Source organism: Mucilaginibacter conchicola, from assembly GCF_003432115.1.
Taxonomy (GTDB): domain Bacteria; phylum Bacteroidota; class Bacteroidia; order Sphingobacteriales; family Sphingobacteriaceae; genus Mucilaginibacter; species Mucilaginibacter conchicola.
Genome location: NZ_QWDC01000001.1, coordinates 1,442,229 through 1,454,721, shown reverse-complemented (window position 1 = coordinate 1,454,721; position 12,493 = coordinate 1,442,229). Strand labels below are relative to the sequence as shown.

Sequence of the window (12,493 nt, the reverse complement as noted above, 5' to 3'; positions counted from 1 at the left end):
GTTTTGTTATTTTTGCCGGCTATGAGTATTGCAAAGACCTATTCACCTGCAGAAGCCGAAGAAAAGTGGTACCAGTATTGGTTAGATAAGAAATTTTTCCGCTCGGTACCAGACGAGCGCGAGCCGTATACCATTGTTATACCCCCGCCAAACGTTACCGGTGTGCTGCACATGGGCCACATGCTTAACAATACCATACAGGATGTACTCATCCGCCGTGCCCGCATGAAAGGTAAAAATGCCTGCTGGGTACCCGGTACTGATCATGCCAGCATTGCTACCGAAGCAAAGGTAGTAGCCATGCTTAAAGAGCAGGGCATCAGCAAAAAAGACCTTACCCGCGAGCAGTTCCTGGAACATGCTTACGACTGGAAAAATAAATACGGTGGTATCATCCTGGAGCAGCTGAAAAAACTGGGTGCCTCATGCGATTGGGACCGCACCAAATTCACCATGGATGAGGACATGAGCGAAGCAGTTATCGACTACTTTGTTCACCTGCACAAGCAGGGCCTTATCTACCGCGGTGTACGCATGATAAACTGGGACCCGCAAGGTAAAACCGCAGTAAGTGATGAAGAGGTACTACGCAAAGAGGTAAATCAGAAGCTTTATTATATCAAATATGAGGTAAAAGGTGAAAGCCAAAAGGTTAAAGGTGAACCAGAACCTTTAACCCTTAACCCTTCAACCTCTTACCTTGTTATTGCTACCACCCGCCCTGAAACCATTATGGCTGATGCTGCGATATGTATCAACCCTAATGACGAGCGTTACACGCATCTGCATGGCAAAACGGTTTTCATCCCGCTCATCAACCGCGAAATACCGGTTATACTGGATGAGTATGTGACCATGGATTTTGGTACAGGGTGTTTGAAAGTTACGCCTGCTCACGACTTAAATGACTACGAGCTTGGCCAGCGCCACAACCTGCAGGTTATCGATATCCTGAATGATGATGGCTCACTGAACGAGAAAGCACAGATACTGGTTGGCGAAGACCGCTTTGCTGCCCGCAAGAAAATTGCCGTAATGCTTGAAGAAGCCGGCGCACTGGTTAAAACAGAAGATAACGTTTCGCAGATAGGTGTATCAGAACGTACATCGGCGGTTATCGAACCAAAGCTATCAATGCAGTGGTTCTGCAAAATGAAAGAGCTGGCACAGCCTGCTTTGGATTATGTTTTAGAGGGCGATGTAAAACTGATACCTGATAAGTTCATCAACACCTATCGCCACTGGATGGAAAACGTTAGGGATTGGAACATCAGCCGCCAGTTGTGGTGGGGCCAGCAGATCCCGGCTTACTACCTGCCAACCGGTGAGTATGTAGTTGCCAAAACCAAAGAGTTAGCGTTAGTTGAAGCGCAGAAGATCAATGCTTCTTACACTATAAATGATCTTACACAAGACGAGGACGTACTGGATACCTGGTTCTCATCGGGCTTGTGGCCAATCTCGGTATTTGATGGCGTGCGCAACCCTGATAACCCCGAAATAAACTACTATTACCCGACAAACGACTTGGTAACCGCACCGGAGATATTGTTCTTCTGGGTAGCCCGCATGATAATGGCCGGCCACGAACTGCGTCAGCAAAAGCCGTTCAGCAATGTATACCTTACGGGTATCGTTCGCGATAAACTGGGTCGCAAAATGTCTAAATCATTAGGCAACTCGCCCGATCCGCTCGATCTGATGGCTAAATATAGTGCCGATGGAGTGCGTGTAGGTATGTTGCTTTGTTCGCCTGCCGGTAACGACCTCATGTTTGATGAGAAATATTGCGAACAGGGTAGTGCCTTTGGTAACAAGATCTGGAATGCCTTTAAACTGGTTAAAGGCTGGGAGATAGATAACAGCATAGAGGCTAAGAATAAAGTAGCTATCGATTGGTTCGAGAGCCGCTTTAACCAGGCATTGGTAGAGATAGAGGAAAACTTTGCCCAGTACCGCTTATCTGAAGCTTTGATGGCTTCTTACAAACTGGTTTGGGACGACTTCTGCTCGTCATATTTGGAAATGGTGAAGCCGCCATACCAGGCTGATGCCGAAAAACAAAAAATCGACGCTGCATCTTACAATGCAACTGTTAGTTTCTTTGAAAATATCTTAAAACTGCTTCATCCGTACATGCCGTTCCTTACCGAGGAACTGTGGCACGATGAACTGTTTGGTACCCGTGGCGAGCTGGAGTGTTGTATTGTTGCCCAATTGCCATCAATCGGGGAGATAAATACACAGCTGGTTGCCGAGATGGAAGTAGTGCAGCAGGCCATTGCACAGGTTAGAAACATCCGCAACAGCAAAGGTCTTTCGCCTAAAGAAGTTTTGCCGTTAGCCATTAAGGTAAACTCTGCTATTGATTATGCTCAGTACAGCGCTATCATCAAGCATATAGCTAATATTAACGACTTAACGTTTGTAACCGAAGCAGTTGCCGGCGCCACTAATTTTGTTGCCGGTACCGACGAGTTTTTTGTTGCGCTAAACATAGAAATTGACGTTGAGGCCGAAAAAGACCGTTTAGAGAAAGAGAAAGAATATCTCACAGGTTTCCTTAAGTCGGTTGATGCCAAGCTGTCGAACGAGCGCTTTGTATCTAACGCCAAGCCGGAAGTGGTTGATAATGAGCGCAAGAAGAAAGCTGATGCCGAAGCCAAACTTAAAATTGTTGAAGAAGGCTTAAAAGGATTGGCAAATTAATTGCTTTGCTTAGCCGCATACGTAACTTATAATGGCTTATTGCGTATCAAGCATTAATCATTATATTAGTTTGTTAAAACTGCGGTAATTAAGTGAACTTTTTCAACCTCTCGATAAACAGGATCATAACAGACGAAATGTCGTATCTGGATAAAGCCCGGATACGCTTACTTTATTATGGTTTTTTGTTAGCTATAGTTGGTGTAGGTGCACTTTTTCTGAGCGTTTATCTGCAGGGGCTTGATGTGATGACAACCACTGCCGGCGCTGTCCTTATTTCAGTAGTTGCTCTGTTTAAATACCTTACATTTAAGCCGCACTGGCGCAGTATATCTCATCTAACACTTGTAATTGGTACGTTGGTGAACCTCTCCAGCGTGTTTGTGATATTGCAGGATGTAAATGTGATCACCATCCAGATCATCATCCTTATTATCGTTTTCAGCTTTTACATGCTGGGGCAAAACTGGGGCATGTTTTATTCGTTGCTTAATTTGCTGCCGGTGCTGCTGTTTATGGTGATGAAGTATGATCATAACTACTACATTGCCTTTAAACCCGAGCGTGCCGATGAAGCCACTGATATCATCGCAGCCTGCGTTAATTTTATCCTCATCATATTCATCAATAGCCACTTTTACACCACCTTTATTGCTAATATAAAACAGCTTAAAGATACCGGCGAGCAACAAGCAGCTTTGAACGTGAAGTTTGAAAGGGCGATTGAAAAAGCAGAGAAATCATCGCAGGCGCAATCGGAGTTCTTATCAACCATGTCGCATGAGATCCGCACTCCGTTGAATGCCGTTATCGGGATGACCAACCTGCTGCTGATGAACAATCCGAGGGCAGACCAGGGCGAGAACCTCGAGATCCTGAAGTTCTCGGCCAATAACCTGCTGGCTATTGTAAACGATGTACTGGACTTTAACAAAATAGAATCGGGTAAGATCGTTTTTGAGCAGATCAAATTTAACCTGGTAGACCTGATGCAGAACATCTGCGGCGGGCAGATCATTAAAGCCGAAGAAAAAGGTTTGTTATTTAAACTGGATGTTGATAGCACCCTGCGCCGCAAACTGGTATTTGGCGACCCTACACGTTTAACACAGATCATATTTAACCTGGTGAGTAATGCCATTAAGTTTACCGCCCAGGGTAGTATATGGGTACGTGTGACTTGTGTAGAAGACCGCCACAACAATATCACGGTAAGTTTCTCGGTAAAAGATACCGGTATTGGCATCAAGCCTGAGAACCTGGAGAGTATTTTTGAACCATTCACACAGGAATCAGTAACTACTACGCGCCAATACGGTGGTACCGGTTTAGGTTTGGCTATCGTAAAACGTTTACTTGAGCTGCAAAACCTGCAGATGAATGTGAACAGTGTGGTTGATCAGGGGTCGGAGTTTTCATTTAATATGGAGTTCCCGGTATCTACCGAAGTTTATAATCCGGTTAAAGAATCTACGTTAACTAAAGCACAGGAATCATTACCTGTTGAAGCTGCCGGAGAACAGCAGCCCGTTACCGAGCAGTTTATACCTGCCCCAGAGCCAAGTGGCCTTAGGGTATTGATTGCCGAAGATAACCCCGTTAACGTGATGCTGATGAAAAAGCTTTTCTCTAAATGGAACATCACGCCAACCATAGCCGAGAACGGCGAACGTGCGGTTGAAATAGTCCAATACGGTAACTTTGATGTGATATTGATGGACTTGCAAATGCCGGTTATGAATGGTTTTGATGCCTCAATGGAAATCCGTAAAATGCCCGATCCTGCCAAATCCGGTATCCCTATTATTGCCCTTACGGCATCGGCATTGTTTGATATCCGCGAACAGGTTACTGCCGCCGGTATGAACGATTATGTGGCCAAACCGTTTAAACCTGATGAATTGATGGAAAAGATAAAGAATTTGGTAGGTGCCACTATTAAATAACCTTGTAGGCAGGCAATTCTTCTAAAAAGCGATAACTTTCTGTTTGGTGGTCAATGCTGCAATAGTAATGTTGTAAACCATTGCTTACGGCCATTAAGGCAACTTTATGCACCATATTATATCGTGCAGCCTGGTCAAATGTAGCCTGACTTATAGCAACAGAAGGAGCCTTGCATTCTACTAACAATATCCTTTCTCCGGCAGAGTTAAATACCACGATATCTGTACGCTTTGCCAATCCGTTGAGCTTTAAGCCACCTTCCAGTTTTATCAATCCTTTTGGATAGCCCTTTTCTTTAATAAGATATTGTACAAAATGCTGGCGCACCCATTCCTCGGGCGTGAGGATGATCTGCTTTTTGCGCAACTCGTCAAAAATACTCAGCGTTCCGTTATCGTCGGTCAGTTTAAAAGGATAGGGCGGGAGATTGAGGGGCTGTAACATTTTGTTGGAAGTCAAAAGTCAAAATTAAAAATTAAAAAACAGCACTTTTGGAAAGTTCTCGGCTTTTATCCACAAACTGGGGTCTTTTGACTTTTTAATTTTTAATTTTGACTTACAATGTCCGCTCACGATATCATCAAAGATCTTAAGAACCGTAAGTTTAAACCGCTGTACCTGCTGCACGGCGAGGAGCCTTATTATATTGATTTGATAGGCAACTACATTGAGCGTAATGTACTATCTGATGCCGAGAAAGGCTTTAACCAAACTGTTTTATACGGTAAGGATACCGATGTGATGACCGCCATTAACGCCGCCAAGCGTTACCCCATGATGAGCGACTACCAGGTGGTGATGGTTAAAGAGGCCCAGGATATGAAGTGGGGCCGTGATGATGATGATAAAAAAAGTATCAATCCTTTACTGGCTTATCTTGAGGCACCGCTGCCAAGCACCATTTTAGTTTTCTGCTACAAATATGGCAAGTTTGATAAGCGCAAGAAAACCTATAAAGCCATTGAAAAGAACGGGCTGATATTTGAATCGGCAGGTTTGTATGATAATAAGATACCGGGCTGGATTGAAGAATACATCAGTGATAAAAAATACAAAGTAAATCCACAGGCGAGTGCCATGCTGGCCGAGTACCTGGGTAATGATCTTTCTAAGATCGCCAACGAACTGGATAAACTGATGCTTAACATCCCGCAGGGGCAGGAGATCTCGCTCAAGGATATTCAGGATAATATCGGCATTAGTAAAGAGTATAATGTATTTGAGCTACAATCTGCTTTGATAAGGAAAGATCCTTATAAGGTGAACCAGATTGTGAATTATTTTGAAGCTAACCCTAAAGCTAATCCTATTGTGTTAGTGTTGGGTAATTTGAATAACTTCTTCAGCAAGGTGCTGGCTTATCATTACGTAAGGGATAAGGCAAACGCGGCAAAGGAACTGGGTGTTAGTCCGTATTTTTTAAAAGATTATGAACAGGCAGCCCGAGGCTATAACCTCGCCAAAACCTTCCAGGTGATCAGCTACCTGCGCGAATACGATCTTAAAAGCAAAGGCCTCGACTCTAACACCGGCCACGGCGGGCTAATGAAAGAGCTGGTGTATAAAATAATGCACTAAAGCCGGTTTGACCTTTCAACGCGGTTGTTGATGTCTTTAATAATGTTGTCAAGTTCTACCGCACTGCGCCGCAACATTTTCAGTGATTCTTCCATGTAATCGTTGTGGGCGATGCCTTCCATTGAGTTAATGATGCCCAGGATATTTGCCAGTGGTTTACGTATAAGGTGCGAGTTGATGTAGGCTATCTGGTTAAGGCTTTCGTTCTTCTCGTTCAACTCTTCCTCACCGCGTTTTTGCGCCGTTATATCCTGAAAGTATACAGCAAGCCCATCCTTACCCGGGTAGATGGTAAAGCAAACCCATTTATGTAATTGAGGTATATACTGCTCAAATTTATTGGTTTGCATGCTTTGCAAGGCCTTATGCAATTGCTTGTAAAGCTCCATTTCATGGTACCGCGTATCCACTTCCCAAAGCTGTTTGTTTAAAATGTCCTCGCGGGTAATGGCCAGTATGCGGGCAGCCTCTTTGTTCCAATAAGTAACCCTGAAGTGCTTGTCCATCGTAATAAAACCATCGGTAATGCTTTCAAGAGTTTTGTTAATGCGGTCAACCGCTTCGGTAAGTTTAAGGTCTTTAAGGCGTTGCTCGGTAATATCGTGGATGATCACCATGCGGCAGTGTGCGCCATAATAATCAACCGTGAACGAGGTGATATTTACGAAGATGATAGAGCCATCCTTAAGAATATGCGTAAGCTCGGTGGTAATGGTTTGGTTGTGTTTAATGCGGCGTATCAGATCAAGCATTTCCTGCTGCTCGTAAAACGGGCGGATGTTGGCCAGGGTTATCTCATTCAAAAACTCATCGCGGCTGTAGCCGTAGTGTTTTATGGCTGCTTCATTAACCTCTTTAAATAGCAGGGTATCTATCTCCACTATCCACATGGGGTAGGGGTTGTGATGAAAAAGGGCTTTAAAAGTTGCGTCGTCTTTCTTGATCTGCAGGCTCATATTTGGCTTTTATTACGCACCGGCAATTAACTGTGAACACTAATTTATTGATAATTTGAGATTTGCGGCTATTTAATTTTGATAAATAACAGTCGCGTTAAAATCGCCGATATTTATTTATTTTGCAGCATGAACCATTGGCTCGTAAAATCAGAACCTTTTAAATATAGCTGGGATAAATTTAACCAGGAAGGCCGTACCTTTTGGGATGGCGTACGCAACTACCAGGCCCGCAACAACCTGCGCGGTATGCAAGTGGGCGACCTTGTGCTATGGTATCATAGTAACGAGGGTAAAGAAATTGTAGGCATTGCCCGCGTGGTAAAAGAAGCCTACCAGGACCCCACCACTGACGACAAGAACTGGGTAGTGGTTGACCTTGAGCCGGTACAAAACCTCAAAAAAGCCGTAACCCTTGAGCAAATAAAAGCCGACGAGCGCCTTAAAGACATCGGGTTGGTAAGGCAGGGCCGCCTATCGGTAATGTCAGTCACGCGCGAAGAGTTTGACAGGATACTGGAACTGGCAGGAGAATAAGAAATTGAAAAGGCATATCGGGAGATATGCCTTTTGTTTTTTTAAAAACAAAGGTGTCATTTCGAACAAGCGACAGCGATGCTCTCCCCGCGCGTCATTGCGAGGTACGAAGCAATCTGTACACAGGCATATCCGCTCTGTATAGTTCGGAGATTGCTTCGTGCCTCGCAATGACGCAGTGTTTAAAGTTAACTCGTAACAGCGTGCAAAACGCTACACCAGCCTCTTCAATATCCTCTTTATCAATCCCGGCCCTTCGTAAATAAAGCCCGTGTACAGTTGCACCAATGAAGCACCTGCTTCCAGTTTCTCTAAAGCATCTTCTGCAGAATGAATACCGCCTACGCCGATGATAGGGAATGCGCCATTTGATGCTTTGTGCAGGTAACGGATCACCTCGGTAGAGCGTTTGGTTACAGGTTTGCCGCTTAGGCCACCGGTTTCATCTTTATGTTTTGAAACCAATCCCTCGCGGCTGATGGTAGTATTGGTAGCGATGATACCTGCAATGCCCGTTTGTTTAACAATGTCGGCAATATCATCTAATTGGGAATCCGTAAGATCGGGTGCTATTTTTAATAAGATAGGCCTGCTGATACCATCTTTGCTGTTGCGTTGCTGCAGGGTATTAAGTAAGTTCATCAGGGGCTCCTTCTCTTGTAGCTCGCGCAGGCCGGGTGTGTTGGGCGAACTTACGTTCACCACAAAATAATCAACCACATCAAACAACCTATCGAAACATTTGATGTAATCGCTTACGGCGTCCTCGTTAGGGGTAACCTTGTTTTTACCGATGTTGCCACCGATGATCAAAGCTTCTTTGCCAGGTTTAATGCTTTTGCGGTAAGCCTCAATACGCTGTGCCGCTACATCAACACCAAAGTTGTTAAAACCCATGCGGTTGATCAATGCGCTATCTGCCGGCAGGCGAAACATCCGCGGCTTAGGATTACCGGGCTGAGGCAGGGGGGTAACGGTACCCACCTCAATAAAGCCGAAACCGAGGTTGCCCATCTCGGCTATCATCTCTGCATTTTTATCAAAACCGGCTGCAAGGCCCACCGGGTTCTTAAACTTCAGGCCGAAAACTTCGCGTTCCAGGCGTTTGTCATCCATGGTCCAGATGGCTTTGCTTAGGGCCTTGCCACCGGGAAATTTATTGAAACGCTTAAGGTTGCGGGTAACAAAATAATGTACGTTCTCCGGGTCGAACTTAAAAAGCAGCGGTTTGATCAATTGATACATGCCGCGAAGTTAATTATTTCATATTAGGTTAAAGGCAAAAGGTTAAAGGTGAAAGGTTTTGCTTTTAACGCAGTTAGCTAAAATGGTGCTTCGATGCCTTTTACCTTTAACCTTTCTCCTTTCACCTCTCCCCTCAAAACCGTATCTTTGCGCCCGAAATGATAGCTATAAATAACCTTACGTTTGAGATTGGTGCGCGGGCCCTGTATGATGAAGCTAACTGGCATATAAAACCGGGCGAGAAAATTGGCCTTATTGGTGCCAACGGTACCGGTAAAACCACGCTGTTAAAGATCATTGTGGGCGATTATAAGCCAACATCGGGCACCGTATCAATGGCTAAGGACCTTACCATGGGGTACCTTAACCAGGACCTGCTATCATACTCATCTGATAAAAATATTGTGCACGTTGCCATGGAAGCCTTTGAGCGCCAAAACCAGCTGCATGATGAAATTGAAGGCCTGCTTAAAAAGCTGGAAAGCGATTACAGCGAAGACCTGCTAAATAAACTGAGCGACAAGCAGCACGAGTTTGAACTGCTTGATGGCTATAACATTGAGTATAAAGCACACGAGATATTGGCTGGTCTGGGTTTCAGCGAGGCCGATTGTCAACGTAAGCTAAGCACCTTTTCGGGTGGATGGCGCATGCGCGTGATGCTGGCCAAGATCCTTTTGCAGGCACCCGATATCCTGCTGCTGGATGAGCCTACCAACCACCTGGACTTACCGTCTATCCAATGGTTAGAGGAGTATCTGAAAGCCTTTACCGGTGCCATTATCATCGTATCGCACGATAGGTGGTTTTTGGATAAGGTGATCAACCGCACGGTAGAATCGCGCAAGGGTAAACTGACGGTTTACGCGGGTAACTATAGCTTCTATCTGGAAGAGAAAGAATTACGTGCCGAGATACAACGTGGTGAGTTTAAAAACCAGCAATCAAAAATAAAGCAGGAAGAGCGTTTAATTGAGCGTTTCCGTGCCAAGGCTTCAAAAGCTAAAATGGCGCAATCGCGTATCAAAATGCTGGATAAGCTGGAGCGTATTGATGATGTGGATGATGATAACCCTGAGGTGAACTTCAGCTTCAAATTCAGCAAGCAATCTGGCAGACACGTGGTTACGCTGGAGCATATCACCAAGAAATACCCGGCCATTGATATTTTGGAGGATGCTGAGGCAATCATAGAAAAAGGCGATAAAATTGCGTTGATAGGTGCCAACGGTAAAGGTAAATCAACCCTGTTACGCATTGTGGCAGGTGCCGATAGCGATTACAAGGGCACGGCACAAACAGGGCATAACGTTACACAAACCTTCTTTGCGCAGCACCAGTTAGAGAGCTTACACCTGGAAAATCAGATCTTACAGGAGCTGCAATCATTTGCGCCAAAGCATAACGAGACAGAGCTGCGCTCTATATTAGGTTCTTTCCTGTTTACGGGCGATGATGTATTTAAGAAGATCAAAGTACTATCGGGTGGCGAGAAATCGCGTGTAGCGCTGGCTAAAGCGCTTACTGCCGATGCTAACTTCCTGGTACTGGATGAGCCTACCAACCACCTGGATATGGCATCAGTAAACATCCTGATACAGGCATTGCAACAGTACGAAGGTACGGTGATAGTGGTATCGCACGATAGGTATTTCCTTGACAACGTGGCTAACAAGATCTGGTTCATTGAAGACCAAAAGATAAAACAATACCCGGGCACCTACCAGGAGTACGATGAGTGGAATGCCAAACGTAAAATAGAAACCCCAAAAGCAGTGGCTACACCTCAGCCAAAAAAGGAAGAGAAAAAGCCGGAGCCTGTTAAGCAGCCTGCCGATAATAACAAAGTGCAGCAGCTAAAGAAAATGAACCAGGACCTGAGTAAATTAGAAGAACTGGTTAGCAAGCTGGAGAAAGAAGTTAAAGACCTGGAAGCCCAACTGGCGGATAACAGCATCTACAATCAGGCTGAAAAATTACAACAGCTTACAGATACCTACCAGTTAAAGAAACTGGAAATGCGCGAGCAGCAGGCCCGCTGGGAAGCCCTGGCCGAACAGATAATGGAGCTGGAAGGGTAGGATATAGGATTTTAGCAGCAGGGGGCAGTTGTAGTAGCAATTGCCCTTTTTTGTAACCTTTCCATAACGTCATCCCGAATTTATTTCGGGATATCACACGCTAATAACGGTTGACCTATCCGTGGGATGCCGAAATAAATTCGGCATGACGGCGTTTTGTGTTTATCTTGCATAAATGAAAAAAACGCTACTGATTTTTCTTGCTGCTTTATCACTAAAGGCCAATGCCCAAACCCCGCCTTACGGGAACAATGTTTACCGGCACGAAATAAAAAGCGTTGAGTTTTATAACTCAAAAAAAACATCATCATTCCCCATCATTACATTAGGCAGTGGTGAAAACGTCATCCTCGGCTTTGATGACCTGAGCGGCGGTACCCGTACTTTCAATTACACCTTGCAGCATTGCGATGCCAATTGGCAGCCATCAAAACTATCACCGGCAGAGTACCTGGAAAGTTATACAGACGATCGCATTAACGATTACATCTACTCATCGGCCACGTATCAAAAATATACGCACTACGAGCTTAAATTGCCCAACAGTAACATCATCCCCAAAATATCGGGCAATTATATCCTGAAGGTTTATGAGGATGGCGATCAGCAGAAAATGATCCTTACCCGCCGCTTGTATGTGGTTACAAGGAAGGTGGCTGTTGCGGCAACCGTGCAATCATCAAATAACGTGATGCTTAGGCGCACCAACCAAAAAGTGAATTTTACGGTAGATTGCTCGGGTTTACAGGTGCAGAACCCGAGGGCAGAGGTCAGGGTACTGCTTATGCAAAATGCTCGCCCCGAGACCGGCTTGCTGAATACCGTTCCCACCTATATCCGCGGAGCGCAACTGGTTTATAATGATGTTACCATTAACGATTTTGCCGGCCGTAATGAGTTTAGGCACTTTGATACGCGTACGTTGAAGTTGAACTCGGATCGAGTATCCAAGATCTATAAGGATACCGCAAATACCGTAATGCTTCTGGGCGACCCAAGCCGCAACCTGCCCAACTATACGCTCGTGTATGATAATGATGGCAAGTTCTTTATCCTGAATACAGACGGCACCGACCCGCGCCGCGATGGTGATTATGCTTACATGTATTTTAACCTGGCAGCTAACAAATCTGCAGAGGAGGGGACGGCCTATATAGTTGGTCAGTTTAATGATTATAAGCTGGATGACCGCAGCAAGCTACAGTATGACGACCGCGGCCGCTGGTACACCCGCCTGCAGCTAAAGCAAGGTGTGTACGATTACCAATACGTTTGGGTGCCCAATACCACCAAAAAGCCTGATGATACCTTCTTAGAGGGCAATTACTACGAAACCGAGAACGAGTACCAGATGCTGGTGTACTACCGCCAGATAGGCTCTCGTTACGAGCAATTAGTGGGTTACGGCGAACTGAACAGCTCTAAGCAGTAGTTTGCTAT

9 protein-coding genes are annotated in these 12,493 nt (G+C 45.1%); 6 read left to right on the top strand and 3 right to left on the bottom strand.

What is annotated here, in order from left to right; all coding sequences use genetic code 11:
* Nucleotides 1-21: 21 nt before the first annotated feature.
* Together D0C36_RS06485 and D0C36_RS06480 are read left to right on the top strand one after the other, a co-directional pair.
* Nucleotides 22-2,709, top strand: coding sequence for a valine--tRNA ligase (locus tag D0C36_RS06485; protein ID WP_117390732.1), 2,688 nt, complete (start codon nucleotides 22-24; stop codon nucleotides 2,707-2,709).
* Between the two features lie 92 nt (nucleotides 2,710-2,801).
* Complete coding sequence (locus D0C36_RS06480) at nucleotides 2,802-4,655, top strand: ATP-binding protein (protein ID WP_147321942.1); 1,854 nt, start codon at nucleotides 2,802-2,804, stop codon at nucleotides 4,653-4,655.
* Here D0C36_RS06480 and D0C36_RS06475 read toward each other — a convergent pair.
* The gene (locus D0C36_RS06475; RefSeq protein ID WP_117390730.1) at nucleotides 4,648-5,100 is read right to left on the bottom strand and encodes a type I restriction enzyme HsdR N-terminal domain-containing protein; all 453 of its coding nucleotides are present in this window, start codon (nucleotides 5,098-5,100) and stop codon (nucleotides 4,648-4,650) included. The two genes, D0C36_RS06480 and D0C36_RS06475, sit on opposite strands and share 8 nt — an antisense overlap.
* 117 nt (nucleotides 5,101-5,217) lie before the next feature.
* On the opposite strand from D0C36_RS06475, the gene holA reads away from it, so the two are divergent.
* Nucleotides 5,218-6,234: a DNA polymerase III subunit delta gene (holA, locus tag D0C36_RS06470; RefSeq protein ID WP_117390729.1), complete on the top strand. Its 1,017-nt coding sequence runs from the start codon at nucleotides 5,218-5,220 to the stop codon at nucleotides 6,232-6,234.
* Here holA and D0C36_RS06465 read toward each other — a convergent pair.
* Nucleotides 6,231-7,190: a PAS domain-containing protein gene (locus D0C36_RS06465; RefSeq protein WP_117390728.1), complete on the bottom strand. Its 960-nt coding sequence runs from the start codon at nucleotides 7,188-7,190 to the stop codon at nucleotides 6,231-6,233. The two genes, holA and D0C36_RS06465, sit on opposite strands and share 4 nt — an antisense overlap.
* A gap of 129 nt (nucleotides 7,191-7,319) precedes the next feature.
* Here D0C36_RS06465 and D0C36_RS06460 point away from each other — a divergent pair, with 129 nt between their 5' ends.
* Entirely contained in the window at nucleotides 7,320-7,727 is a 408-nt protein-coding gene (locus D0C36_RS06460) for an EVE domain-containing protein (protein ID WP_117390727.1), read from the top strand.
* 213 nt (nucleotides 7,728-7,940) lie between these two features.
* Here the strand turns inward: D0C36_RS06460 and D0C36_RS06455 are convergent, their stop codons facing one another.
* Nucleotides 7,941-8,972 carry a quinone-dependent dihydroorotate dehydrogenase gene (locus tag D0C36_RS06455; protein WP_117390726.1) on the bottom strand — a complete coding sequence of 344 codons (1,032 nt, stop codon included), beginning with the start codon at nucleotides 8,970-8,972 and terminating at the stop codon, nucleotides 7,941-7,943.
* A gap of 158 nt (nucleotides 8,973-9,130) precedes the next feature.
* Here D0C36_RS06455 and D0C36_RS06450 point away from each other — a divergent pair, with 158 nt between their 5' ends.
* Nucleotides 9,131-11,053 carry an ABC-F family ATP-binding cassette domain-containing protein gene (locus tag D0C36_RS06450; protein ID WP_117390725.1) on the top strand — a complete coding sequence of 641 codons (1,923 nt, stop codon included), beginning with the start codon at nucleotides 9,131-9,133 and terminating at the stop codon, nucleotides 11,051-11,053.
* A gap of 175 nt (nucleotides 11,054-11,228) precedes the next feature.
* Nucleotides 11,229-12,485: a type IX secretion system plug protein gene (locus D0C36_RS06445; RefSeq protein WP_117390724.1), complete on the top strand. Its 1,257-nt coding sequence runs from the start codon at nucleotides 11,229-11,231 to the stop codon at nucleotides 12,483-12,485.
* Nucleotides 12,486-12,493: the final 8 nt, after the last annotated feature.